This is a genomic window from Micromonospora sp. NPDC023814 (genome assembly GCF_040639595.1).
Taxonomy (GTDB): Bacteria; Actinomycetota; Actinomycetes; order Mycobacteriales; family Micromonosporaceae; genus Micromonospora.
On the sequence record NZ_JBFAAF010000029.1, the window covers coordinates 25,619 to 50,014 of the forward strand.

21 protein-coding genes are annotated in these 24,396 nt (G+C 74.2%); 11 read left to right on the forward strand and 10 right to left on the reverse strand.

Features of this window, described 5'->3' with window-relative positions; all coding sequences use genetic code 11:
• Nucleotides 1–147 precede the first annotated feature (147 nt).
• On the forward strand, nucleotides 148–1,905 hold the full coding sequence (gene ctaD, locus AB0G14_RS17575) for a cytochrome c oxidase subunit I (protein ID WP_357698454.1): 1,758 nt from the start codon (nucleotides 148–150) through the stop codon (nucleotides 1,903–1,905).
• Nucleotides 1,906–2,365: 460 nt separating this feature from the next.
• Here the strand turns inward: ctaD and AB0G14_RS17580 are convergent, their stop codons facing one another.
• From AB0G14_RS17580 to AB0G14_RS17595, 4 genes are all read right to left on the reverse strand, one after another.
• Nucleotides 2,366–3,595 (reverse strand): MFS transporter, encoded by a 1,230-nt coding sequence (locus tag AB0G14_RS17580; RefSeq protein ID WP_357698456.1) that lies wholly within the window; start codon nucleotides 3,593–3,595, stop codon nucleotides 2,366–2,368.
• A gap of 65 nt (nucleotides 3,596–3,660) precedes the next feature.
• On the reverse strand, nucleotides 3,661–4,242 hold the full coding sequence (locus AB0G14_RS17585) for an isochorismatase family protein (RefSeq protein WP_357698458.1): 582 nt from the start codon (nucleotides 4,240–4,242) through the stop codon (nucleotides 3,661–3,663).
• A gap of 13 nt (nucleotides 4,243–4,255) precedes the next feature.
• Nucleotides 4,256–5,542 carry a nicotinate phosphoribosyltransferase gene (locus AB0G14_RS17590; protein ID WP_357698460.1) on the reverse strand — a complete coding sequence of 429 codons (1,287 nt, stop codon included), beginning with the start codon at nucleotides 5,540–5,542 and terminating at the stop codon, nucleotides 4,256–4,258.
• Between the two features lie 16 nt (nucleotides 5,543–5,558).
• Entirely contained in the window at nucleotides 5,559–8,234 is a 2,676-nt protein-coding gene (locus AB0G14_RS17595; protein ID WP_357698463.1) for a LuxR C-terminal-related transcriptional regulator, read from the reverse strand.
• A gap of 202 nt (nucleotides 8,235–8,436) precedes the next feature.
• Here AB0G14_RS17595 and AB0G14_RS17600 point away from each other — a divergent pair, with 202 nt between their 5' ends.
• From AB0G14_RS17600 to rdgB, 10 genes are all read left to right on the forward strand, one after another.
• Nucleotides 8,437–9,996 (forward strand): hypothetical protein, encoded by a 1,560-nt coding sequence (locus AB0G14_RS17600; RefSeq protein ID WP_357698465.1) that lies wholly within the window; start codon nucleotides 8,437–8,439, stop codon nucleotides 9,994–9,996.
• A gap of 148 nt (nucleotides 9,997–10,144) precedes the next feature.
• Nucleotides 10,145–10,435, forward strand: coding sequence for an ATP-dependent Clp protease adapter ClpS (gene clpS, locus AB0G14_RS17605; protein ID WP_350702872.1), 291 nt, complete (start codon nucleotides 10,145–10,147; stop codon nucleotides 10,433–10,435).
• A 2-nt stretch (nucleotides 10,436–10,437) separates the two neighbouring features.
• Nucleotides 10,438–10,932 carry a DUF2017 domain-containing protein gene (locus tag AB0G14_RS17610; protein ID WP_357698580.1) on the forward strand — a complete coding sequence of 165 codons (495 nt, stop codon included), beginning with the start codon at nucleotides 10,438–10,440 and terminating at the stop codon, nucleotides 10,930–10,932.
• A 53-nt stretch (nucleotides 10,933–10,985) separates the two neighbouring features.
• Nucleotides 10,986–11,474, forward strand: a complete 489-nt coding sequence (locus AB0G14_RS17615; RefSeq protein WP_350676806.1) for a M67 family metallopeptidase — start codon at nucleotides 10,986–10,988, stop codon at nucleotides 11,472–11,474.
• 74 nt (nucleotides 11,475–11,548) lie between these two features.
• Nucleotides 11,549–11,884: a MoaD family protein gene (locus AB0G14_RS17620; RefSeq protein WP_350702868.1), complete on the forward strand. Its 336-nt coding sequence runs from the start codon at nucleotides 11,549–11,551 to the stop codon at nucleotides 11,882–11,884.
• A 10-nt stretch (nucleotides 11,885–11,894) separates the two neighbouring features.
• A complete protein-coding gene (locus AB0G14_RS17625; RefSeq protein WP_357698468.1) occupies nucleotides 11,895–12,860 on the forward strand; it encodes a pyridoxal-phosphate dependent enzyme in 966 nt (321 codons plus the stop codon).
• A 292-nt stretch (nucleotides 12,861–13,152) separates the two neighbouring features.
• A complete protein-coding gene (locus tag AB0G14_RS17630) occupies nucleotides 13,153–13,899 on the forward strand; it encodes an MBL fold metallo-hydrolase (RefSeq protein WP_357698470.1) in 747 nt (248 codons plus the stop codon).
• Nucleotides 13,900–13,956: 57 nt separating this feature from the next.
• Nucleotides 13,957–14,661 (forward strand): hypothetical protein, encoded by a 705-nt coding sequence (locus AB0G14_RS17635; RefSeq protein ID WP_357698472.1) that lies wholly within the window; start codon nucleotides 13,957–13,959, stop codon nucleotides 14,659–14,661.
• Nucleotides 14,662–14,733: 72 nt separating this feature from the next.
• A complete protein-coding gene (gene rph / locus AB0G14_RS17640; RefSeq protein WP_357698474.1) occupies nucleotides 14,734–15,462 on the forward strand; it encodes a ribonuclease PH in 729 nt (242 codons plus the stop codon).
• Between the two features lie 108 nt (nucleotides 15,463–15,570).
• Nucleotides 15,571–16,191: an RdgB/HAM1 family non-canonical purine NTP pyrophosphatase gene (gene rdgB, locus AB0G14_RS17645; RefSeq protein WP_357698476.1), complete on the forward strand. Its 621-nt coding sequence runs from the start codon at nucleotides 15,571–15,573 to the stop codon at nucleotides 16,189–16,191.
• 49 nt (nucleotides 16,192–16,240) lie between these two features.
• Here rdgB and hutH read toward each other — a convergent pair whose 3' ends face one another.
• The 6 genes from hutH to AB0G14_RS17675 all read right to left on the reverse strand — a co-directional run bounded on the left by hutH (nucleotide 16,241) and on the right by AB0G14_RS17675 (nucleotide 24,248).
• Nucleotides 16,241–17,779 carry a histidine ammonia-lyase gene (hutH, locus tag AB0G14_RS17650; RefSeq protein WP_357698478.1) on the reverse strand — a complete coding sequence of 513 codons (1,539 nt, stop codon included), beginning with the start codon at nucleotides 17,777–17,779 and terminating at the stop codon, nucleotides 16,241–16,243.
• Nucleotides 17,776–18,978, reverse strand: coding sequence for an imidazolonepropionase (hutI, locus tag AB0G14_RS17655; protein WP_357698480.1), 1,203 nt, complete (start codon nucleotides 18,976–18,978; stop codon nucleotides 17,776–17,778). The genes hutH and hutI overlap by 4 nt, the downstream gene beginning before the upstream one ends.
• A 58-nt stretch (nucleotides 18,979–19,036) precedes the next feature.
• Nucleotides 19,037–20,395 (reverse strand): formimidoylglutamate deiminase, encoded by a 1,359-nt coding sequence (locus AB0G14_RS17660; protein ID WP_357698482.1) that lies wholly within the window; start codon nucleotides 20,393–20,395, stop codon nucleotides 19,037–19,039.
• Between the two features lie 106 nt (nucleotides 20,396–20,501).
• Nucleotides 20,502–21,722, reverse strand: coding sequence for an allantoate amidohydrolase (locus AB0G14_RS17665; protein ID WP_357698484.1), 1,221 nt, complete (start codon nucleotides 21,720–21,722; stop codon nucleotides 20,502–20,504).
• An 11-nt stretch (nucleotides 21,723–21,733) separates the two neighbouring features.
• The gene (hutU, locus tag AB0G14_RS17670; RefSeq protein WP_357698486.1) at nucleotides 21,734–23,383 is read right to left on the reverse strand and encodes a urocanate hydratase; all 1,650 of its coding nucleotides are present in this window, start codon (nucleotides 23,381–23,383) and stop codon (nucleotides 21,734–21,736) included.
• A 13-nt stretch (nucleotides 23,384–23,396) separates the two neighbouring features.
• The gene (locus AB0G14_RS17675) at nucleotides 23,397–24,248 is read right to left on the reverse strand and encodes a MurR/RpiR family transcriptional regulator (protein WP_357698488.1); all 852 of its coding nucleotides are present in this window, start codon (nucleotides 24,246–24,248) and stop codon (nucleotides 23,397–23,399) included.
• Nucleotides 24,249–24,396: the final 148 nt, after the last annotated feature.

Sequence of the window (24,396 nt, forward strand, 5' to 3'; positions counted from 1 at the left end):
GCGGGCCGCCCACCAGAGCAGGTGGCGCAGGCTACCCGACCACCCCACGCGGCGCAGCCACCTGCCGGGGACTATCCTCCTTGCGGATGACGGCCCGCAGATAACCAGCGTGTGCCGAGCGGGACAACCCAGAACCGGAGGCCACTCGTGACCACCGTCGCACCCAAGCCGGTCGTGACCCGGCCCTGGCCGGTCCGAGCGCCGGTCAAGGGGTCGGCCATCGCGCGGCTGCTGCGGACCACGGACGCGAAGCAGATCGGGATCATGTACATGGTCACCGCGTTCGTGTTCTTCATGATCGGCGGCCTGATGGCCCTGATCATGCGGGCCGAGCTGGCCCGACCCGGGCTGCAGTTCCTGTCGCCCGAGCAGTACAACCAGCTTTTCACCATGCATGGCACCGTCATGCTGCTGTTCTTCGCGACGCCGATCGTGTTCGCCTTCGCGAACTACGTGGTGCCGCTGCAGATCGGCGCGCCGGACGTGTCGTTCCCCCGGCTGAACAGCTTCGCCTACTGGCTGTTCCTCTTCGGCGGCTCGATGACGATGGTCGGCTTCATCACGCCGGGTGGCGCCGCCGACTTCGGCTGGACCGCCTACGCGCCGCTGAGCGGCGTCGAGCACTCCCCGGGCGTCGGCGCCAACCTGTGGGTGATCGGCCTGGTCATCTCCGGTCTGGGTTCGATCCTCGGCGCGGTCAACCTGATCACCACGATCCTGACCCTGCGCGCGCCGGGCATGACCATGTTCCGGATGCCGATCTTCACCTGGAACATGCTGGTCACCAGCCTCCTGGTGATCCTGGTCTTCCCGCTGCTGGCCGCCGCGCTCCTGGCGCTGGCCGCGGACCGCATCATGGGCGCCCACGTGTACGACCCGGCGACCGGCGGGCCGATGCTCTACCAGCACCTCTTCTGGTTCTTCGGCCACCCCGAGGTGTACATCATCGCGCTGCCGTTCTTCGGCATCGTCAGTGAGGTCATCCCGGTCTTCTCCCGTAAGCCGATCTTCGGCTACAAGGGCCTGGTCGCCGCGACCATCGCCATCGCCGGCCTGTCGATGAGCGTCTGGGCGCACCACATGTTCGCCACCGGCCAGGTGTTGCTGCCCTTCTTCAGCTTCCTGAGCTACCTGATCGCCGTGCCGACCGGTATGAAGTTCTTCAACTGGATCGGCACCATGTGGCGGGGCCAGGTCAGCTTCGAGACGCCGATGCTCTTCTCGCTCGGCTTCCTGGTGACGTTCCTCTTCGGTGGTCTCACCGGTGTGCTGCTCGCCAGCCCGCCGCTCGACTTCCACCTGCACGACTCGTACTTCGTGGTGGCGCACTTCCACTACGTGCTCTTCGGCACGATCGTGTTCGCCGTCTTCGCCGGCATCTACTTCTGGTTCCCGAAGATGTTCGGCCGGATGCTCGACGAGCGGCTGGGCAAGGTGCACTTCTGGCTGACCATGATCGGCTTCCACACCACGTTCCTGGTGCAGCACTGGCTGGGCAACGAGGGCATGCCGCGTCGGTACGCCGACTACCTGCCCGAGGACGGGTTCACCACGCTCAACATGGTCTCCACGATCGGCGCGTTCCTCACCGGTATCTCGACGCTGCCGTTCATCTGGAACTGCTGGAAGTCGTACAAGGCCGGGCCGGTCGTCGAGGTCGACGACCCGTGGGGCCACGGCAACTCGCTGGAGTGGGCGACCACCTCGCCGCCTCCGCTGCGGAACTTCGACCGGATGCCGCGGATCCGCTCCGAGCGGCCCGCGTTCGACCTCAAGTTCCCCGAGCTGGCCGCCGGGCAGACGCTGGCCGGCCCGCCGGAGGGCGGCGCCAAGCCGCTGACCAGCGAGTCCGACGGCGGCGCGAGCTACCAGGAGGACGTCGCCTCCGACGTCGACCGCCGCTGACGCTCACGCACCACGTACGACGGGCGCCGCCCCCACAAGGGGCGGCGCCCGTCGCCGTTGTCGGAGGTGACGTCGCCCGGTCGCCCTCCGACAGGGGCGCGGACAGCCGACCGGACAGCGGTACGGTCCCCAGCGCCGCCCGGCGGCGGGACCGGACAGGCGGGCCGGGCCGCCGGCAGGCCGCACCGATCCACTGACGAGATCGAGGCGGCACCGGCCGGATGGACGTCAGGTGCGTCGACGCCGAGTTCGGCGCTGGCCGCCGGGCATCCGCGCCAACGGCCCGTAGCCGAAACCCGAGCCGCCCACACCGCCCACGGCAGGATCCCCAGCCCTCAGCCAACCGCCCCGCGATCTTGCACTTGCTGCCCCGGCGAGACCGAACAAAGGCCACATATCGAGGGCCGAAAGTGCAAGATCGCCGGGCGAGCCGCGGCGGCGGCGGCGGGGGCGGCGGGGGTCAGGTGGCGGGGAGCGGGGCCAGGTCGGGCTCGGGCTCGGGCTCGGGCGTGGGCGGGGTGGTGGTGCGGCGGCGGCGCAGTTCGATGGGGAGCACGGCCAGCGCCACCAGCGCGCCGATCGCGCCGGTGACCGCGAAACCCCAGGCCGGGGCGGAGGCGTCGATCACGGCGCCGGCGAGCGGGGCGCCCACCGCGATGCCGACGGTGACCGCCGAGCCGTGCAGGCCCATCGCCTCGCCGCGGACGGACGCGGGTACGAGCCGGCTCACCGCGTCGGCGGTGGCCGCGAGGGTCGGCGCGCAGAGCGCCCCGGCGGGGATCAGCGCCAGGCAGAGCAGCCACCAGTGCGCCCCGCCCAGCCCGACCGGGATGGTGCAGAGGCTGAGCGCGGCCATCAGGGCCAGGGGCGAGAAGGAGCGGCTGACGGCTCCGTACGCGAAGCCGCCCACCAGCGAGGCGACCGCCCACACGGCGAGTACGGCGCCCGTCCACCCGACGTCGCCGCTCTCCCGCAGCACGGCGACCACGGCCACGTCGGTGCCGCCGAGCACCAGCGTGCCGGCGGCGCTGATCGCCAGCACGGCGAGCAGCCGCGGGGTGAGCCACGCCCGACGGGGCACCCTCGGCTGCGGCCCGGTCGGCTCACCGCCGCCCCGGACGGGCGGGTTCAGCAGCCAGAACGCGATGCCGGAGGCGACGATCCCGGCGCCGACCAGGTAGAGGGTCGTCCGGGCGGAGATCGCGGTGACCGCCGCCACGGCCAGCGCCGGGCCGACCATGAACGACAGCTCCACCGACATCGAGTCCAGCGCGTACGCGGGGCGGCGCCGCTCCGGCGGCACCATCGCGGCGATGGACTGCCGGACGACCGAGAAGATCGGCAGGGCCAGCGAGCCGGCCAGGAACGCGGCCGGCAGCAGCAGTGGGTAGGGCAGCATCGGGGCGGTGGACCAGAAGAGCGCCTCGGCGATCCCGGTCAGCACGAGCACCGGCCGCAGGCCGCGCCGGTCGACCAGCCGGCCGAGCAGCGGGCCGCCGATGGCGGCGCCCACGGTGATGGCCGCGCCGACGAGACCGGCCGCCCCGTAGCCGCGCCCGAGGTCGAACACGACGTAGAACGTCAGGGTCACCCCGGTCGCGGTGAGCGGGACGCGGGCGAGCACCGACACCAGCAGCAACGACCGGAGACCGGGCAGGGCGAGCGCGTCCCGGTAAGGCTTCAGGTTCATGTCGGTGCGTACCTCCGCCGGACATCCTCGGCTCGGGGTACGCCACCCGCCAACGATTTACCGCCTCATGCGGCCCTGATCACAGGCCGCCCGCGCATGGCGACCCCGGCGCCCTCCATCGCCCGCAGCGCCACGTCGGTGGTGTCCGGGGCGACGGCGGCGGTCAGGTCCAGCAGCACGGTGGTGGCGAAGCCCTCCCGGGCGGCGTCCAGGGCGGTGGCCCGGACGCAGTGGTCGGTGGCGATGCCGACCAGCTCGACCGTGTCCACCCCGTGCCGGCGCAGCCAGTCGGCCAGGCACTCGCCGTCGTCGGCGTGTCCCTCGAAGCCCGAGTACGCCGCCGCGTGCTCGCCCTTGTGGAAGATCGCCGCGATCCGGTCGGTCGCCAGCTCGGGGTGGAACTCGGAGCCGGGGGTGCCCACCACGCAGTGCCGGGGCCAGGAGTCGATGAAGTCCGGTGGGTCGCCGAAGTGCGGGCCCGGGTCGACGTGGTAGTCCTTCGTCGCCACCACATGGTCCCAGCGGTCCGGCTCGGCCGCGAGCAGTCGGGTGATGCCGGCCGCCACGCCGGCCCCGCCGCCCACGGCCAGCGAGCCGCCCTCGCAGAAGTCGTTCTGCACGTCCACGATGATCAGCGCGTTGCCCACCAGAGGGCTCCTTTCAGTCGGCCGGTACGACCGTGACGGGGATGGCGGGGTCGCCGCCGGAGAGCTTCAGCCCCTCCCAGGGGATGGAGATGAGGCACTGCCGCAGGTGCTCCCGCGACTCGTCCAGGGTCGGCAGGTCCACCGGCTCGCCCCCGACCAGGAACGGCCGCTGCAGCAGCCGGTCGTTGGGCTGCCGGTCGGGCACGCCCTGCGGCACGATGACCTCCTCGATGGCGGTGCCGGTCGGCTTGTGCCGGCGTACGGCCACCTTCCGGCCGCCGATGGTGGCCTTGCGCTCGGAGCGCTTGACCACCGCGCGGCCGTCGACCTCGACCAGCTTGTAGACGAGCCCGGCGGTGGGCGCGCCGGAGCCGGTGACCACGGCGGTGCCCGCGCCGTACATGTCGACGGGCTCGGCGGCGAGCGCGGCGATGGCGTACTCGTCGAGGTCGCCGGAGACGATGATCTTGGTCTCGGTGGCACCGAGCGAGTCGAGCAGCTCGCGGGACTGCTGGGCGATCACGGCGAGGTCGCCCGAGTCGATCCGGACGGCCCGCAGGTCGGGCCCGGCCACCGCGATCGCGTTGCGGATGCCCTCACTGATGTCGTACGTGTCGACCAGCAGCGTGGTCTCCTTGCCGAACGTGGCGACCTGCGAGGCGAACGCGGCCCGCTCGTCGTCGTGCAGCAGGGTGAACGCGTGCGCGGCGGTGCCGGCGGTCGGGATGCCGTACCGCTGCCCGGCGGCGAGGTTGGAGGTGAACCGGAACCCGGCCAGGTACGCGGCCCGCGCCGCGGCCACGGCCGCCTCCTCGTGCGCCCGCCGGGAGCCCATCTCGATCAGCGTCCGGCCGCGGGCCGCGGTGACCATCCGCGCGGCGGCCGCCGCCACCGCGCAGTCGTAGTTCAGCACCGAGAGGACCAGCGTCTCCAGCACGACACACTCGGCGAAGCCGCCGGAGACGGTGAGGATCGGCGAGCCGGGGAAGCACAGCTCGCCCTCGGCGTAGCCGTCGACGTCGCCGGTGAAACGGTAGTCGCGCAGCCAGTCGGCGGCCCGCTCGTCGACCACCCCGGTGCGGCGCAGGAAGTCGATCTCGTCGGCGTCGAAGCGGAAGTCGCGGATCATCTCGACCAGCCGGCCGGTGCCGGCGACCACCCCGTAGCGGCGGCCGGCGGGCAGCCGGCGGTTGAACACCTCGAAGACGCAGCGGCGGTCGGCGGTGCCGTCCCGCAGGGCGGCACTGACCATAGTCAGCTCGTAGTGGTCGGTCAGCAACGCGGGGCGAAGGGTGCTCACCGCCCCAGCCTAGAGTTCACTCCGGCAGGCCGCCCTCGTGGCCCGGGATCGCCCGCAGAGCGGCCCGCAGCTCGGCCCGGCCGGTCACGCCGAGCTTGCTGTAGATCCGTTGCAGGTGGTTCTCCACGGTGCGGGCGGAGAGATAGAGCCGCTCCGCGATGGCCCGGCTGGTCACCCCGTCCGCCGCGAGCCGGGCCACCTGCCACTCGCGTTCGCTCAGCGCGGGCGCCCCGGCCTGCAACGCCGGCGTGCGGATCAGGTCGCAGCGGCCGAGCAGCGCGGCCAGGCGTTCCCGGGCCGCGCCCGCCGCCGGGGACCGCTGCCGGCGCAGCCGGTCCAGGGCGGCGGCGGCCGCCTCCGCCGCGTAGACGGCCAGGTCCAGCGCCTCGAAGCCGTCGGCCACCGCCAGCAGGTCGTCGGCGGAGCCCGCCGCGGCGGCCCGGGCGTGCCGGGCCAGCAGCGGCGGCAGCAGCCCGTCGACCCGTTCGGAGAGCTCCGCCAGCCGCTGCGCGACCGTGCGCCGGCTGCCGTCGGAACAGGTCGGGCCGATCGGGGCGGTCGCCCGGTCCAGCCGGACCAGCTCGTACAGCACGTGCACCTCGTGACCGGCGAAACCGTCCGCCCGGAGCCGGTCGGCGAGCTGGACGAGGTGCTTGGCGGCGCCGGGAACGTCGCCGCCGGCGGCGAGCACCGCGCCGCGCGCCTGCTCCAGCCACGGGTACAGCACGACCATGCCCGGGGCGTGGGTGCGGTCGGCCTCCGCCATCGCCTCGGCCGCCTGCGCGGCGTCGCCGCGCAGGGCCGCCGCCTGGGCCCGTTCGGCCTGGGCCAGCCCGGCGTAGACCCGGCTGGTCGCGAGCACCGCGCACGCCTCGAGGCTGGTCCGCAGCGCCGCGTCGCTCTGGCCGCGCAGCCGGGCCGCGTACGCTTGGAGGATGGCCAGGTAGCCGGTGCCGAGCCGGAAGTCTCCGGCGCCGGCCAGGTCGGCGAACTCGTCGGCCACGATCGCGTCGATGCCGGGCAGGTCGCCGGCGAGCGCCAGCCGGGTGCCCCGGGCCAGCTCCAGGGCCAGTTGCAGGTACGGCATGTCGGCCCGCCAGCGGCTCGCCTCGGCCTGCACCTGGTCGATCGCGGCGGCGCTGCGGTGCAGCTGCCCCTGCGCCGCCTGGAGGTAGGCGATGGTGCTGCGGGCCAGCTCCCGGGCGGAGACGCTGGCGGCCGGCCGGTCCAGCACCGTCTGCCCGAGCCGCAGCGCGAGGCCGGTGTCCAGCCGGTGCAGCCGCATGATGCCCTCGAAGGCCAGCACCCGGGCCTGGTCGGCGGAGTCCTTCAGCGTCGAGCCGTGGGCTGCTATCTCCTCCACCGTGGACTCTCGGCTCAGGCCCCAGTAGCTGACCATGCCCCGCACGGTCAGCCAGCGGCTGAGCCGCCGGTCGCCGCGGATCTCGGCGGAGACCGCGTCGAGGACCGCGATCGCCTCCTCCGGCCGGTCGGCGAACATCAGGATGGTGGCCAGCAGCTCCGCGGCGTCGAACCCGCCGCCGGCGTCGAGCGCCGCGCGGGCCAGCCGGGTCGCCAGCGGTACGTCGTAGCGGGCGAACGCCTGCCCGGCCGCGTCGAGCAGCAGGGTCGGGTCCTGGGCGGTGCCGGAGTCGAGCCGCCAGACCGCCACCCGGAGCAGGTCGTCGCGGCGTCGCTTGCCGACCTGCTCCAGCAGTTCGGCGAGGCGGGCCTCCAGGCGGCGGGTCCGGCTGACCGGGCAGCGGCGGCGCATCACCTCGCCGTACAGCGGGTGCGCCAGCCGCACGTTGGCGCGCCGGTCGTCGCGCACCACGACGATCAGCCCGCGCTCCTCGGCGTGCTCCACGTCTGCCGGGTCCACGGCCTGGTTGAGCAGGTGCAGGCCGAGCGGCTCGCCGAAGGCGACCAGCTCGACCACCGCGCGTACGCCCGGGGTGAGCTGCCCGATCCGGGTGTCGATCAGGTCGGTCAGGTTGGGCGCCAGCTCCAGCCGGCCGGTCCACTTCCAGATCCCGTACGTGCGGGCCAGCTCCCCGCGGTCGGCGGCGAACACCAGCTCGCGCAGCAGCAGCGGGTTGCCCGCCGAGAGCCGGCCCAGCCGGTCGGCGGAGGTGGCGTCGACCGGGCCGTCGAGGATCTCGGAGAGCAGCCGGGTGGTCTCGGCCGGTGCCAGCGGGTTCAGCTCGACGTGGTCGACGAGGTCGTCGGTCCACAGCGCACGGATGGGCAGCGGGAGCTGTTCGCTGTCGCGCAGCGTGCCGATGACCGTGGCGTTCTCCGCCCGGGCGACCAGGTGCACCAGCGCGGCCGAGGGCGGGTCGAGCAGGTGCGCGTCGTCGATCGCGAGGACGATCCGGCGGCCGGCGGCCTGCTGTTGCAGCACGTCCACCGCCCAGCGCAGGATGCCGGCGGGGGACAGGCCCTGCGGCTGCTCGGCGGGGAGCACCTGGACCAGCCCGCCGAACGGCAGCGCGGCGGTGGTGGCGCTGGCCGCGATCCACCACACCGCGTACCCGTCGCGGGGCAGCGCCGCCACCCCCTCGCGCAGCAGGCGGCTCTTGCCGATGCCGGCGCTCCCGCTGAAGAAGAGGCCCCGCCCCTCCGCGCCGGTCACCGCCGACAGCAGGCGGCTGAGCTCATCCGTTCTGCCGACGAAACTCCACCGACTCATCGAGGCAGCATATCCATCGAAATCCGTCCGCGCTCGCATCGTCACGCAGCGAAGTTGAGTAATCTCGTGATTACTCCTAAGTATCCGAGGTGTTCGGGTAGGGGCCTGGTCGCCCGTACTCTTCCGGCATCCGGGTGCCGTCACCGGACGATTCCACGCGGCCGGCAGTTGCCAGCCGCCTGTCATGGGAGGCCGCTCTCGAATGAAGCCCGGTCCTCTCCCCGCGGTCGACGTGCCCGGCGACATGGCCGCCGCCGCGAAGCTGCCCCACCGCGGTCCCCTGCCCACCAGGCTCGGGGTGACCGAGCCGGGGCCTGAGGAACCGCTGGCCGTGGTCGCCGTCGGCCCGGCCGGCGCGGGTCGGTCCGAGGTGCTCGCCGGTGTGCTCCGGCTGGATCCCGGCATGCTGACCGTGCCGGCCGGGAGTTGGCTGGTGGTCCGGCATTCCCGGGTGCCGACCCGGGCCGCCTACGTGCCCGGTTACCGCCAGCCGCACTCGTACGGGGCCGACCGGCTGGCCGCCGGCCCGGCGCTGGCCCGTCCGCCGCGCCGCGTCGAGCTGAGCGTGCCCGAGCCGCTACTGCGGCACTTCAGCCTCGTCGACACGCCGGACACGGGCGCCCTCGGGGCGGCCGGCACCCGGCTGCTGCTCGACGCGGCGGGCCGGGCCGGGGCGGTGCTCTTCGTCACCGCCGCCGACCAGGCCTTCACCGCCGTCGAGCTGAACCTGCTCGCCGAGGTGGCCCGTGCCCGCGTGGAGGTCTTCTTCGCGGTCACCCCGGGCGCGGCCGGCTGGGCGCCGGTGCCCGAGGTCCCGGCGGTGACGGAGGGCACGGGGGCGTCCGTCGCGCCGGTCGGGTCGGCTTCCGGGCCGGCCCCGGTGGACCCGGTCGCGGTCACCGTCGAGGCGCACCGGGCAGCCCTGCTCGCCGCCGTTCCGGGGCTCGCCCGTGCCCGCTGGTTCGCGATCGCCGACGGCGACGGCGACGGGGCGGACCTGCGCCGGGCCCTGGCGGGCTGGGCCGCCGACGAGGGGCTGCGGCGGGCCAGCGCCGACCCGCCGGTGCTGCCCGGGGCACAGGGCCGGGTGCCGGTGGCCGCCGACCCGGGCGACTGGTCCGAGCGGCTCGACGGCCAGGCCCGCTCCTGGGCCCAGCGCATCCGCCAGCACCTCGCCCTGGAGCTGGCCAACGCCCACCTGCGCGTGGTGCAGGAGATCGTCTTCGGCGTCGGCTGCGCCGGCCTGCCGCAGCTGCTCGACCGGGAGATGGAGGCGCTGTCGCTGCTGGCCACCGCCCAGTGCGACCACGCGGTCCGCCGGCTCGTCGAGGAGGCCGCCGGCCGCGTGCTCGGCGCGCCGCTGTCCGCGGGCGTGCGCCAGCGCCTCTCCTTCGCGGTGCGTTGGGGGCTGGCCGACCACCGGGCCGGCCACGAACTGGACCGCGTGCTGCTGGTGACCAGCACCGGTGGCGTGGCCGGGCTGACCGGTGCCGGCGCCACCGACGCGCTGGCGAGCTGCCCGGGCGCCGAGCGCGAGGAGGTGCTCCCGCCCGTCGCGGTGGCCCTCTCGGGTGGCTGCTGGCAGCACTGGCGCAGCCCCGGCAACCACGATCCCAACGCCGCCCGCGCCTGGGCGCAGCGCGCACTGCGCGAGATCGAGGTGGAGCTGTCCCGGGAGGTGTCCCGGCGGATCGAGGTGGTCCGCCTCTCGCTGGACGGGGTGCTCTCCGATGCTGTCGACCACGGCATCCTGCTCGCCTGACGGCGACCGCGTCGTCCGTGCCGCCGGCCCCGCGTCGGGGCCGCCGCGGGCTGCCTCCGACGCGCCCGGCCAGGCCGGACGCGGTGTTCCACGGCGGGCCGGCGTTCCGGTTCCTCGGTTCGCCGGATCCGGTGGCACGATGGGGGGCATGGCGGCTCCGCAGGTTGCACCGGTCGAGACGCCGGACACCGATGAGGTGCCGGCGTCCGACCGGCCGTGGGTGACGATCGTGTGGGACGACCCGGTCAACCTCATGACCTACGTGACCTGGGTGTTCCAGAAGCTCTTCGGCTACAGCCGGGAGAGGGCCGAGCAGCTCATGCTCGACGTGCACCACAAGGGGCGCGCCGTCGTCTCCAGCGGCGCCCGCGAGCGGATGGAGCACGACGCGTCGCAGCTGCACGCGTACGGGCTGTGGGCGACGGTGGACCGGTCGTGAGCATGTTCCGTCGCCAGGGCGACCGCTACGTCGCCACCTTCGCCGTCGACGAGGTCCGGGTGCTGCGCAAGGTCGCCTCCGAGGTGGTCGGCCTGCTCACCGACGGCTTCGACCACTCCGACCCGGTGGTCGGCCGGCTCTTTCCCGACGCCTACCCGGAGGACCCGTCCGGCACCGCCGAGTTCCGCCGCTACACCGAGGGCGACCTCAAGACCGGCAAGATCGACCAGGCCGGTGCGATCCTCGCCGCGCTGCCCGACTCCGCCGGCGGCGAGGTGCGCCTCGACGCGGAGGCGGCCGAGGCGTGGCTGCGGGCGCTCAACGACGCCCGGTTGGCGATGGGCGTGCGGCTGGAGATCAAGGACGGCACGGACCTCGGCGAGGAGCTCGACGACGCGGTCGCCGAGGATCCGACCTCCAGTCGGGTGTTCCAACTGTCGGTCTACGCGTACCTCGGGTACCTCCAGGAGTCCCTGCTCAACGCCTTGATCGACTAGGGGTGACCGGCACCACCTTAAGCTGGTGCCCCGTACGCGTTAGGCTGGAGCACGTGCTGAGCATCGACCGGTCGATCGTCGACGCGATCGTCGCCCACGCGCGTCGGGACCACCCCGACGAGGCGTGCGGCGTGGTCGCCGGTCCCGCCGGCAGCGACACCCCCACCCGGCACATCCCGATGGACAACGCCGCCCGCTCCATGACGTTCTACGAGTTCGACTCGATGGAGCAGTTGCGGGTGTGGCGCGAGATGGACGACCGGGACGAGGAGCCCGTCGTCATCTACCACTCGCACACCGCCACGGAGGCCTACCCGTCCCGGACGGACATCTCCTTCGCCGGCGAGCCGGGCGCGCACTACCTGCTGGTCTCCACCCGGGAGCCCGACACGGAGGAGATCCGCTCCTTCCGGATCGTCGACGGCGTGGTGACCGAGGAGCCGGTGCGCATCCTCGACGCGGGGGTGGACCCGCATGCCGTGCAGTCCTACATGTTCGGGCAGAGCCCGGCGACGGTCGACTACGAGTGTTCCGGCCGCTGACCCCAGCGCCGCACCACCCGTCCACGTCCCGTCACCTTCCGGCACACCCGATCATCACCGAGGAGCACGACATCATGGCCATCGAGGTTCGCATCCCCACCATCCTGCGCAGCTACACCGGCGGCGCGAAGGTCGTCGAGGGCGCCGGCGACACGCTCGGCGACCTGCTCGCCGACCTGGACTCCCGGCACGCCGGCCTCCGGGCCCGGCTGGTCACCGACACCGGGGCGCTGCACCGCTTCGTCAACGTCTACGTCAACGACGAGGACGTCCGCTTCCTCGGCGCGCTCGACGCCAAGCTCAACGACGGCGACAGCGTGACTATCCTGCCGGCCGTCGCCGGTGGCGCGTTCGGCTTCGCCGCCGCCGCGGCGATCGCCGGCCACCGCGCGTCCGTCGCCGCCGGCTGAGGCGGCCGCGATGACGCGGTACGACAGCCTCCTCGACGCCTGTGGGGGCACCCCCCTGGTGGGCCTGCCCCGCCTCTCCCCGACGGTGCCCGCGGGGGCGCCGCCGGTGCGGCTCTGGGCCAAGCTCGAGGACCGCAACCCGACCGGCAGCATCAAGGACCGGGCGGCCCTGTTCATGGTCCGCGCGGCCGAGGAGGCCGGCCGGCTCCGCCCGGGCGACACCATCCTCGAACCGACCAGCGGCAACACCGGCATCTCCCTGGCCATGGTGGCGAAGCTGCGCGGCTACCGGCTGGTCTGCGTGATGCCGGAGAACGTCTCGACCGAGCGGGTGCAGCTGCTCCGGATGTACGGCGCGGAGATCATCTTCTCGCCGGCCGCAGGCGGCTCGAACCAGGCGGTGGCCACGGCGAAGCAGATCGCGGCCGAGCACCCCGACTGGGTGATGCTCTTCCAGTACGGCAACGAGGCCAATGCCCGGGCGCACTACGAGACCACGGGCCCCGAGCTGCTGCACGACCTGCCCACCATCACGCACTTCGTGGCCGGCCTCGGCACCACCGGAACGCTGATGGGCACCGGGCGCTACCTGCGCGAGAAGGTCGACGGGATCCAGGTCGTCGCGGCCGAGCCGCGGTACGGCGAGCTGGTCTACGGGCTGCGCAACATCGACGAGGGGTACGTCCCGGAGCTCTACGACGCCACCGTGCTGTCCCGGCGCTTCTCCGTCGGCACCCGGGACGCCGTGCTGCGGACCCGGCAGCTGGTGGAGGTCGAGGGCGTCTTCGCGGGCTTCTCCACCGGCGCGATCCTGCACGCCGCCCTGGCGGTGGCGCACGAGGCGGTCCGCGACGGCCGCCGCGCCGACGTGGCGTTCGTGGTCGCCGACGGCGGCTGGAAATACCTTTCCACCGGCGCGTACGGCGGGACTCTCGCCGACGCCGAGGCGGCGCTGGAGGGTCAGCTCTGGGCCTGAGGACGCCGCCGCAGGGTCACCGCCACGCGTGGTGGCCCTGCGGGCGGCTGCCGGTCGCGGTGGGCGCCCTGCTCACTCAGCGCTACCGTCGGGTTTCGGCTCGTCACGCACCGGCCGCGCGTGGCGCGGCGGGCCGGGGGCGGGTGTCACGTTGGTGACAACTTCCTGTGGATGATTCTTGCCGCCCCGCGTGCCGGCGTAGGCTGCGCAGCGTGGCGCACGCGTCGGTAAAGATCATCGAGAGAGCGACCGTCGGCGCGATCGCTACGCAGCGCGACAGTGAGACCACTCGATGCGTCTGACCGTGCTGGGCTGCGCCGGCAGTTTTCCCGGCCCCGAGTCCCCCTGCTCTGCATACCTGGTCGAGGCGGACGGCTTCCGACTCCTGGTCGACTTCGGCTCCGGGTCGCTGTCCAACCTCCAGCGCTACGCCGGGCTGCACGCCCCCGACGCCATCCTGCTGACCCACCTGCACTGCGACCACATCCTCGACGCCGCGTCCTACGTGGTGGTCCGCCGCTACGCCCCGGACGGCCCCTACCCGCCGCTGCCGGTCTACGCGCCGTCCGGCGCGCCCGACCGGCTGGCGGCCGCGTACGGGCAGGAGGACAGCACGGTCGAGGACGTCTACCAGTTCTACGCCCTCCAGCCCGGCACCTTCCCCATCGGCCCGTTCAGCGTCACCGTCGACCGGGTCAACCATCCCGTCGAGACGTACGGCGTCCGGCTGGAGCACGGCGGCCGGGTGCTCTGCTACTCCTCCGACACCGCGCCCTGCGACGCGCTGCTCCGGCTCGCCCAGGACGCCGACGTCTTCCTCTGCGAGGCGAGCTATCTCGACGGCGTGGACAACCCGCCGGACCTGCACCTGACCGGCCGGGAGGCCGGCGAGGCGGCGACCAAGGCGGCCGTCGGCCGGCTGCTACTGACCCACCTCGTGGCCGCCTGGGGCAGCGAGGCGATGACCGTGGAGGCGGCCGGGGCGGCGTACGCGGGACCGCTCGAGGTGGTCCGCGCCGGCGCGACGTACGACGTCTGAGCCGCGCCGGCGCACCGGGGGCCTCGGAAACGAGATCGTCCGCCTGGGATCTCGCCGGTGAGCAACTCCCCCGCCCAGCCGGCCGGCTGGCAGCCCCACCCGCCGACCCCTCCGACGGGTCCGCCCGGCGCGCCGTACCCGCAAGGCGCGCCGTCGCCTGCCGCCGGTCCGGTTCCCGGGCCCGCGCCGTTCGCCGCCGGACCGTACCCGGCCGGCCAGCCCGTCGCATACCCGGCGGCGGCCACCTTCCCGCCGGCCGGGCCCACCCCGGCGCCGCCGCGCCGGTCCACCGGGCTGCGGGTGTTCTTCGTGGTGCTCGCCGGGCTGCTCGCGATGGGGCTCTGTGCCGGCGGCGGCATCGCGGGGTACGTGGGCTGGTGGGCGCCCCGGCAGGACATGGCCGAGCGAAGGGCGATCTTCGCGGACTGGGGGCGGCCGCACAGCTTCACCTCCGACGGGCTCGTCGAGGGCGACGACGCGACGCTGCAGGTGTACCGGTTCACCTGTCCCCAGGGGCGGTGCCCGGTGGACCTCGGCGAACGGGTGCACGACTGGCTCGTCGCGGCCGGCGCGCAGGACGCGAAGATCGAGGACGTGACGCGCTGCGTGGCAAACGGCTTCCAGTACGGCGGCCCCACCTGCACCTGGACGTGGCGGGTGAACAGTTGCCGGGCGACCGCGACGACGACGGGGCTGGACAAGGTGCCGCTCGGCTGGGACCGGCCGCTCGTGCTCAACGTCCGCGTCCGGGAGTGCGACTGAGGAGGGACGCCCTCACGGCGGGCACCCGGCACCCCGCAACGGGCCGGCCATCGCACCACATAGGGTGCAGGCATGGCACGACCTGACGGGCGGCGACCCGACGAACTCCGACCTGTGACGCTGACCCGGGGCTGGAGCACCCATCCGGAGGGCTCGGTGCTCGTGGAGTTCGGCGACACCCGGGTGCTCTGCACCGCCAGCGTGACCGAGGGGGTGCCCCGCTGGCGCAAGGGCTCCGGGCTCGGCTGGGTCACCGCCGAGTACGCGATGCTGCCCCGCGCCACCAACACCCGCTCCGACCGGGAGAGCGTGAAGGGGCGCGTCGGCGGGCGTACGCACGAGATCTCCCGGCTGATCGGCCGGAGCCTGCGGGCGTCGATCGACCTGAAGGCGCTCGGCGAGAACTCCATCGTGCTCGACTGTGACGTGCTCCAGGCCGACGGCGGCACCCGGACCGCGGCGATCACCGGCGCCTACGTGGCGCTGCACGACGCGGTGACCTGGCTGGCCGGGCGCAAGGCGCTGGCCGGCAAGCCGGAGAAGGTGATGCACCGCTCGGTGGCGGCCGTCAGCGTCGGGGTCATCGCCGGCGAGCCTCGGCTGGACCTCAACTACGCCGAGGACGTGACCGCCGAGGTCGACATGAACGTGGTCTGCACCGGTGCCGGGGAGTTCGTCGAGGTGCAGGGCACCGGGGAGGCGGGCGTGTTCGCCCGCGAGCAGCTCGACGCCCTGCTCGACCTGGCCGTCGCCGGCTGCGTGGAACTGGCCGAAGCCCAGCGGAAGGCTCTCGGGTCGTGAGCGCGAGGAGTGAGCTTGCGAGCCCCGCAGCCGCGAACAGAGGTGAGGTCCGGTGAGCGCGAGGAGTGAGCTTGCGAGCCCCGCAGTCGCGAACAAAGGTGAGGTCTGATGAACAAGGTGCTGCTCGCCACCCGTAACCGCAAGAAGCTCATCGAGCTGCAGCGCATCCTCGACGGCGCGCTCGGCGCGCACCGCGTCGCCCTGGTCGGCCTGGACGACGTCGAGGAATACCCGGAGCTGCCGGAGACCGGCCTCACCTTCGGCGAGAACGCCCTGATCAAGGCGCGGGAGGGCTGCCGACGCACCGGAATGCCGACGATCGCCGACGACTCCGGCCTCGCCGTCGACGCGCTGAACGGCATGCCGGGAGTGTTCAGCGCCCGCTGGGCCGGCCGGCACGGCGACGACCAGGCCAACCTCCAGCTGGTGCTGGACCAGATCGCGGACCTCGGTGACGAGCACCGGGGGGCGTCCTTCGTCTGCACGGTGGCGCTGGTGCTGCCCGGCGGCAAGGAGCACCTGGTCGACGGCCGGCAGACCGGTCGGCTGCTGCGTTCGCCACGCGGCGACGGCGGCTTCGGCTACGACCCGATCTTCCTCGGCGACGGGCAGGAACGGACGAACGCCGAGCTGACGCCGCAGGAGAAGGACGCGGTCAGCCACCGCGGCAAGGCGCTGCGCGAGCTGGCCAAGCTGGTGGCGAAGGTGCTGCCCCCGGCCACCGCCTGAACGCCGACGGGCGGGCCTCCGGCCCGCCCGTCCGTCATCTCCTCCGGATTCAGGCGAGAGGGCCGGTCTCGCGCTCGATCGCGGCGCGCAGCTCGGGCCCGGCCACCACGGCCCGGGCGGCCTCCATCAGCGGGGCGAGGAACACGTCCGGCCCCGGCTCGCCGGCGATTCCGCCGAGCGCCGCGACGGCCGCCCGACCGGCCGGCGACGGGTCGAGCGGGGCGCGTAGCTGGAGACCGCGTACGGCGGCGAGCAGCTCGACAGCGAGCAGGCTGGTCAGGTTGTCCAGCACGGTGCGCAGCTTCTTGGCCGCCGCCCAGCCCATCGAGACGTGGTCCTCCTGCATGCCGCTGGTGGGCAGCGAGTCCACCGAGGCGGGCGCGGCGAGCCGCCGGTTCTCCGCGACGATCCCGGCCGCCGTGTACTGGGCGATCATCAGCCCGGAGTTGACCCCGGCGTCGGGGGAGAGGAACGCCGGCAGCTCCCGGGACCGGGTGACGTCGAGCAGCCGGTCCACCCGACGCTCGGCGATCGCGCCGACCTCGGCGGCGGCGATGGCCAGGAAGTCCGCGGCGAAGCCGAGGGGCGCGCCGTGGAAGTTGCCGGTCGACTCGACGCGGCCGTCCGGCAGCACCACCGGGTTGTCGACCACCGAGACCAGTTCCCGGCCGGCCACCGTGCGGACGAAGTCCAGCGTGTCCCGGGCCGCCCCGGCCACCTGGGGGGCGCACCGCATCGAGTACGCGTCCTGCACCGCGTGCGCCAGGTCGTCGCGGTGCGAGTCCATCACCCGGGAGTCCTGGAGCAGCCGGTGGATGTTCGCCGCCGAGGCCGACTGCCCGGGGTGCGGCCGGATGGCGTGCAACTCCGGCAGGAACGGCCGCTCCGAGCCGAGCATCGCCTCGATCGCGAGGGCGGCGGTGACGTCGGCCATGGTGAACAGGTGCGCGGCGTCGTGGATCGCCAGCAGCAGCATGCCGAGCATGCCGTCGGTGCCGTTGATCAGCGCCAGCCCCTCCTTGGCGGCCAGCTCGATTGGCCGCAGACCGGCCCGGCGCAGCGCGTCGGCGGCGTCGATCCGCTCGCCGGCCGGGCCCAGCACCCAGCCCTCGCCGAGCAGCACCAGCGCGCAGTGTGCCAGCGGCGCCAGGTCGCCGGAGGCGCCCAGCGAACCGTGCTCCGGCACCCACGGCGTCACGTCGTGGTTGAGCAGGTCGACCAGCGCCTCGGCGACCAGCGGCCGGACCCCGGAGCGGCCGAGCGCCAGCGAGCGGACCCGCAGCAGCATCATCGCCCGCACCACCTCGCGCGGCATCGGCGCGCCCACCCCGGCGGCGTGCGAGCGGATCAGCGCGTGCTGCAGCTCGGCCCGCCGTTCCGGCGCGACGAACGTGTTGGCGAGGGCCCCGAAGCCGGTGGAGACGCCGTAGACCGGCCGGCCGGCGGCCTCGATGCCGTCGACGATGGACCGGCTGACGGTCATGGCGTCCACGGCGGCCGGGTCGAGCACGACCTTGGCGGTGCCGCGCGCCACGGCGAGCACGTCGGCGGGGGAGACCCCGGTGGGCAGAATGGAAACAGACGTCATTGCGGCGCTCCGTTGTGCAGGACCTGGCGGATCAGTGGCACACCGGGCCGGTAGGCCAGGTGCAGGTGGGACGGGGCGTCGAGGATCATCAGGTCGGCCCGCGCCCCGGGCTTGAGCACCCCGACGTCGTCGCGGCGCAGCGCCCGCGCACCGCCGGCGGTCGCGGCCCAGACGGCCTCCGCCGGGGTTATCCGCATCTCGCGTACGGCGAGCGCCACGCAGAAGGGCATCGACGAGGTGTACGACGAGCCGGGGTTGCAGTCGGTCGCCAGCGCCACGGTGACGCCGGCGTCGAGCAGCCGGCGGGCGTCCGGGTACGGCGAGCGGGTGGAGAACTCGGCGCCCGGCAGCAGGGTCGCGACGGTGGCGGTGTGCCCGCCCTCGGGGGATGTGCCATCGACCCGGCTGGAGGCCAGGGCGTCGACGTCGGCGTCGGTCAGGTGGGTGCAGTGGTCGACGCTCGCCGCGCCCAACTCGACGCCGAGCTGGACGCCCGGCCCCGGGCCGAGCTGGTTGGCGTGCACCCGTACGCCCAGCCCGACGGCCTGGCCACAGGTCAGGATCGCCCGGGTGTGGTCGGCGTCGAAGGCGCCCCGCTCGCAGAACACGTCGATCCAGCGCGCGTGCGGGGCGGCGGCGGCCAGCATCGGCCCGCAGACCAGCCCCACGTAGTCGTCGGGACGGTCGGCGTACTCGGCGGGGACCACGTGGGCGCCGAGGAAGGTGGTCTCCTCGCTGACCTCGGCGGCGATCGCCAGGGAGCGGGCCTCGTCGGCGACGGTGAGCCCGTACCCGCTCTTGATCTCGATGGTGGTGGTGCCCTGCCGCATCGCCTCGTCGCGCAGCCGGCGCACGGTGCCCCGCAGTTCGTCGTCGGAGGCGGCCCGGGTGGCGCCGACCGTGGTCCGGATGCCGCCGCCGGTGTACGGCTGCCCGGCCATCCGGGCGGCGAACTCGGCGGCCCGGTCCCCGGCGAAGACCAGGTGGGCGTGGCTGTCCACGAAGCCGGGGAGCACGGCGGCGCCCCCGGCGTCCAGGCGCCGGTCGGCGGCCGGCGCGTCGCGGGACGGCCCGACCCAGGCCACCCGGCCGTCCTCGACCAGGAGGGCGGCCTCGCGGCGGATGCCCAGCGGGCCGCCCTCGCCGCCGCCGTCGTTGGTCACCAGCTCGCCGATGTCGTCGACCAGCAGACTGCTCACGCGGTGCTCCCCTCCGTTCGCGACTGCGGGGCTCGCAGGACCGGCTCACTCCTCGCGCTCACCGCGTCACCTCCTCGATGGCCGCAGTCAGCTCGGCCGGCACGTCGACCGTCAGGTGGCGGCCGTCACGCACCACCACCCGGCCGTCCACCACGACCTGCGCGACGTCCGCGGCGCCCGCCGCGAACCAGACCCCCACCGGCGGTACGCCGGCCGTGCGCGGGCTGTCCAGCCGTACCGTCACCAGGTCGGCGCGGGCGCCCACGGCGATCCGCCCGGCGTCGCGCCAGCCCAGCGCGGCGTGGCCGCCCACGGTGGCCGCGTCCCGCAGCTCGGCGGCGCCGAAGTGGCCGCGGCGGCGGGTGCGCAGCCGCTCGTCCAGCTCGACCGCGCGCGCCTCCTCGAAGAGGTCGACCACGGCGTGGCTGTCGCTGCCCAGGCTGAGCGGCAACCCGACGTCGGCCATCCGCCGGGCCGGGCCGATCCCGTCGGCCAGGTCCCGCTCCGTGGTCGGGCAGAGGCAGACGCCGGTGCCGGCGTCGCCGAGCAGCGTGAGGTCGCCGCTGGTCAGGTGGGTGGCGTGCACGGCCGTGGTGTGCGGGCCGAGCGCCCCGTGGTCGGCGAGCAGCCGGGTCGGGGTGCGGCCGTGCACGGCCCGGCAGGCGTCGTTCTCGGCGGGCTGCTCGGACAGGTGCACGTGCAGGGGCGCGCCCCGCCGGTCCGCCCAGTTGGCCACGGTGGCGAGCTGCCCGGCCGGCACGGCGCGCACCGAGTGGATCGCGGCGCCCACCCGGGCGTGGTCGCCGGCGGGCGTGAACGCGGCGACCCGCTCCGCCCAGCGCAGCGCGTCGCCGTCGCCGAACCGCCGCTGCGGCCCGGTGAGCGGCTGCCCGTCGACGGTGGCGGTGAGGTAGCAGGTGTCCAGCAGGGTGATCCGGATACCGGCGTGCGCGGCAGCCTCGACCAGCGCCTCGCCCATCGCGTTCGGATCGGCGTACGGGGTGCCGTCCGGGTTGTGGTGCAGGTAGTGGAACTCGCCCACGCAGGTGATGCCGGCCAGCGCCATCTCGGCGTAGACCGCCCGGGCCAGGGCCAGGTACGAGTCCGGGTCCAGGCGGGCGGCGACCGCGTACATCCGGTCGCGCCAGGTCCAGAAGTCGCCGCGCCCGCCGTGGGTGCGCCCGCGCAGCGCCCGGTGGAAGGCGTGCGAGTGCGCGTTCGCGAGCCCGGGCAGGGTCAGCCCGGGCAGCCGCTCGGCGTCGGCCAGGACCTCGACCCCGGCGGTCGGTGCGCCGTCCCCGGCCAGCGGCGTGACGGCGGTGATCCGCCCGTCGGCCGTCTCGATCAGCACGTCGGCGGTCGGTTCGGCGTGGTCGGGCAGCCAGGCGTACTCGGCCAGCCAGCGGGTCGCGGTCATCTCGTTCGCCCCCTGTCGAGCTGCCCCGTCCATGAGACCACCAGCCCCGGCGTCCCGGCCGTCCATCGCGCGTCCCGGCGGGGCCGCCCCGCCGCCGGCCGGATGTTCACCGGCATGCCAGCTCCTCCAGCACCCGGGCCAGGGCGGCCACCCCGGCGGCGCAGTCGGCGTCGGTGGCCGACTCCGCCGGGGAGTGCGAGACCCCGGTCGGATTGCGCACGAACAGCATCGCCGTGGGCACGTGCGCGGCGAGCACCCCGGCGTCGTGGCCCGCCCCGGTCGGCAGCACCGGCGCGTCGAGCAGGGCCGCGAGCCGGCCGGCCAGGCCGCCGTCGAAGGCGACCAGCGGGGTGGCCGACTCCTCGGTCAGCGCCACCTCCGTACCGTCCCGGCGGGCCCGCTCGGCGGCCTTGGCGTGCACCGCGTCGACCAGCCCGGTCAGCGTGTCCGGCTCGGCGGCGCGGGCGTCCAGCCACCCGGTCACCTTCGACGGGATCGCGTTGGTCGCGTTCGGCTCCACCGACACCCGGCCGACGGTGGCGTGGGCGTCGCGCAGCCGGGCCTCCTTGTTCGCCGCCAGCACCGTGAAGGCGTACGTCAGCATGGGGTCGCGGCGGTCGGCCATCCGGGTCGTACCCGCGTGGTTGCCCTCGCCGGTGAACTCGAAGCGCCAACGGCCGTGCGGCCAGATCGCGCTGGCGACCGCGACGGGCGCGTCACCCTCGACCAGCGCGCGGCCCTGCTCGACGTGCAGCTCCACGAAGGCGGCGAAGCGGCCGACCAGCTCCGGCTGGGCGCCCGCCGGCCGGGCGCCCAGCGCCTCGGCGAAGCTCACCCCGGCGGCGTCGCGCAACCCGGCCGCGCGGTCCACCGCGATCTCCCCGGTGAGCAGCCGCGACCCGAGGCACGGTACGCCGAACCGCGCCCCCTCCTCCTCGACGAACGCGCCGACCACCAGCGGGCGGGCCGGCGCGACGCCGGCCGCGCGCAGCTCGTCCACGGCGAGGAACGCGCTGACGATGCCGAGCGGCCCGTCGTACGCCCCGCCGTGCGGTACCGAGTCGAAGTGGCTGCCGGTCAGCACCGCGCCGCCGGCCGCCGGGTCACCCCACCAGGCGAACAGGTTGCCGTTGCCGTCCTCGGTGACCGGCATGCCACGCCGGCCGGCCTGGTCGCGGAACCACTCCCGCAGCCGCAGCTCCGGCTCGGTCAGCGCGTACCGCAGGTAGCCGCCGCTGCGGTCGTCCCGCCCGATCGGGGCGATCTCGTCCCACAGCGTCCGGAACCTGTAAGGAAGGGACCCTTCCTCTACCAAATCCGTTAACAAGGTGCCCCGCCTCACGCCTCGGCCATGGGGGTGCGGACGCCGGTGCGCGCGGCGACCTCGCGGGCGGCGTCGTAGCCGGCGTCGACGTGCCGGATCACGCCCATCGCCGGGTCGTTGGTGAGCACCCGCTCGATCTTCTGCCCGGCCAGGGCGGTGCCGTCGGCGACGCAGACCTGCCCGGCGTGGATCGACCGCCCGATGCCGACCCCGCCCCCGTGGTGGATCGACACCCAGGACGCCCCGCTGGCGGTGTTGACCAGCGCGTTGAGCAGCGGCCAGTCGGCGATCGCGTCGGAGCCGTCGGCCATCGCCTCGGTCTCCCGGTAGGGGCTGGCCACGCTGCCGCAGTCCAGGTGGTCCCGGCCGATCACCACGGGCGCGCTCAGCTCACCGGAGGCGACCATCTCGTTGAACCGCACGCCGGCCTTGTCGCGCTCGCCGTAGCCGAGCCAGCAGATCCGCGCCGGCAGACCCTGGAACGCGACCCGCTCGCCGGCCATCCGGATCCACCGGGCCAGCGACTCGTTCTCGGGGAACAGCTCCAGGATGGCCCGGTCGGTCGCGGCGATGTCGGCCGGGTCGCCGGAGAGCGCCGCCCACCGGAACGGGCCCTTGCCCTCGCAGAACAGCGGCCGGATGTACGCCGGCACGAAGCCGGGGAAGTCGAAGGCCCGCTCGAACCCGCCGAGCTTCGCCTCGCCCCGGATCGAGTTACCGTAGTCGAAGACCTCAGCCCCGGCGTCGAGGAACCCGACCATCGCCTCGACGTGCTTCGCCATCGACGCCCGCGCCCGGTCGGTGAACTCGGCCGGCTTCGCCGCCGCGTAGTCCCGGGCGTCCGCCAGCTCCACCCCCTCCGGCAGGTACGACAGGGGGTCGTGCGCGCTGGTCTGGTCGGTGACGATGTCGACGGCGACGCCCCGGCGCAGCAGCTCCGGGAAGACCGTGGCCGCGTTGCCGACCACGCCGACGCTCAGCGCGCGGCGGTCCCGCTTCGCGGCGAGCGCCCGCTCGACGGCGTCGTCGAGGGAGTCGGCGACCTCGTCGAGGTAGCGGTCGTGCACCCGGCGGTCCAGCCGGCTCCGGTCCACGTCCACGATCAGGCAGGCGCCCCCGTTCATGGTGACCGCGAGGGGCTGCGCCCCGCCCATCCCGCCGCACCCGGCGGTCAGCGTCAGCGTGCCGGCCAGGGTGCCCCCGAACCTCTTCGCGGCGACGGCGGCGAACGTCTCGTAGGTGCCCTGGAGGATGCCCTGGGTGCCGATGTAGATCCACGAGCCGGCGGTCATCTGCCCGTACATGGTCAGGCCGAGCTGCTCCAGGCGGCGGAACTCCGGCCAGGTGGCCCAGTCGCCCACCAGGTTGGAGTTGGCCAGCAGCACCCGGGGCGCCCACTCGTGGGTGCGCATGACGCCCACCGGCCGGCCGGACTGCACCAGCATGGTCTCGTCGTCGCGCAGGTCGGTCAGGGTGCGCACCAGCGCGTGGTACGACGGCCAGTCCCGCGCGGCCTTTCCGGTGCCGCCGTAGACCACCAGGTCATCGGGGCGCTCGGCCACCTCCGGGTCGAGGTTGTTCATCAGCATCCGCAGCGCGGCCTCCTGCGGCCAACCACGGGCGGTGCGTTCGGTGCCGCGCGCGGCGCGGACGGGCTGGGACATCTCGGGTCTCCTCTCAGCCGAGGAACAACTGGCGGCGGGCGGCGGACGCCTCGAAGGCCTCCAGCCGGCGTTGGGTGTCGGCGGGGTCGGCGTCACAGATGGCCTGGAGCAGCACCATGGCCAGGGTCATCGGGGCGGTGTGCAGGTCGAAGACGAGCTGCGCGCCGACCGCGGCGGGCAGCACCACGTCGGCGTGCTCGGTGGCCGGGCTGACCGGCGAGTCGGTGATGGCCACCACACGCAGGCCGGCGGTGCGCGCCTCGCGCAGCGCGTCCAGGGTCTCCCGGGGGTAGCGGGGGAGCACGAAGGCGAGCAGGGCGCCCGCCCCGGCCGCGGCGGCCTGTTCGAGGCGGTCGGTGAGCAGGCTGCCGCCGTCGTCGAGCACCCGCACGTCGGGGTGCACCTTGGCCGCGAAGTAGGCGAAGTACGCGGCCAGCGGCGCGGCGGCCCGCAGGCCGAGGACCGGCAGGGGGCGACTGGCGGCCAGCAGCCTCCCGGTCTCGGCGATCCGGTCCCGGTCGGCGAGCTGCCCGGCGAGCCGGTCGAGGTTGCCGATCTCGGCGCGTACCGCCTGCTGGAGTTCGTTGCCCGCGCCGGCGGGGCCGCCCGGCGTGCCGGCGGTCAGCTCGCGGAGCCGGCGGCGCAGCGCGGGGTAGCCGTCGTGGCCGAGCGCCACCGCGAACCGGGTCACCGACGGCTGGCTGACCCCCGCCAGCTCGGCCACCTCGGCCGCCGACAGGTACGCCGCCGTCGGCGCGTGCTGCACCAGGCAGTGCGCGATCCGGCGCTGGGTCGGCGTGAGCCGGACCCCCTGGAACAGGTCCAGCACCTGCTCGGTGGGCACCGCGACAGCTCCTTCATTCACACGATGACTCTATGCATAGAAACTTTCACAAGACAATACGGCCGTCGCGGAGTCCTGCGGGAGCCGCCCGTCCCGCTGACTGTCGGGCCAGCGACCGGCAGGGAAAGAACTGGCCCTGCCTCGGTACTATCCCCACGGCAGTTGAGTG

What these genes read in the sequence shown, in the direction of transcription:
- clpS (WP_350702872.1), top strand. Translation starts at nt 10,145, where the DNA reads ATGGCGGCTCCGCAGGTTGCACCGGTCGAGACGCCGGACACCGATGAG.
- rph (WP_357698474.1), top strand. Translation starts at nt 14,734, where the DNA reads ATGGCACGACCTGACGGGCGGCGACCCGACGAACTCCGACCTGTGACG.
- hutH (WP_357698478.1), bottom strand. Translation starts at nt 17,779, where the DNA reads ATGACGTCTGTTTCCATTCTGCCCACCGGGGTCTCCCCCGCCGACGTG.
- AB0G14_RS17610 (WP_357698580.1), top strand. Translation starts at nt 10,438, where the DNA reads ATGTTCCGTCGCCAGGGCGACCGCTACGTCGCCACCTTCGCCGTCGAC.
- AB0G14_RS17630 (WP_357698470.1), top strand. Translation starts at nt 13,153, where the DNA reads ATGCGTCTGACCGTGCTGGGCTGCGCCGGCAGTTTTCCCGGCCCCGAG.
- rdgB (WP_357698476.1), top strand. Translation starts at nt 15,571, where the DNA reads ATGAACAAGGTGCTGCTCGCCACCCGTAACCGCAAGAAGCTCATCGAG.
- AB0G14_RS17660 (WP_357698482.1), bottom strand. Translation starts at nt 20,395, where the DNA reads ATGACCGCGACCCGCTGGCTGGCCGAGTACGCCTGGCTGCCCGACCAC.
- hutU (WP_357698486.1), bottom strand. Translation starts at nt 23,383, where the DNA reads ATGTCCCAGCCCGTCCGCGCCGCGCGCGGCACCGAACGCACCGCCCGT.
- AB0G14_RS17620 (WP_350702868.1), top strand. Translation starts at nt 11,549, where the DNA reads ATGGCCATCGAGGTTCGCATCCCCACCATCCTGCGCAGCTACACCGGC.
- AB0G14_RS17625 (WP_357698468.1), top strand. Translation starts at nt 11,895, where the DNA reads ATGACGCGGTACGACAGCCTCCTCGACGCCTGTGGGGGCACCCCCCTG.
- AB0G14_RS17600 (WP_357698465.1), top strand. Translation starts at nt 8,437, where the DNA reads ATGAAGCCCGGTCCTCTCCCCGCGGTCGACGTGCCCGGCGACATGGCC.
- AB0G14_RS17580 (WP_357698456.1), bottom strand. Translation starts at nt 3,595, where the DNA reads ATGAACCTGAAGCCTTACCGGGACGCGCTCGCCCTGCCCGGTCTCCGG.
- AB0G14_RS17595 (WP_357698463.1), bottom strand. Translation starts at nt 8,234, where the DNA reads ATGAGTCGGTGGAGTTTCGTCGGCAGAACGGATGAGCTCAGCCGCCTG.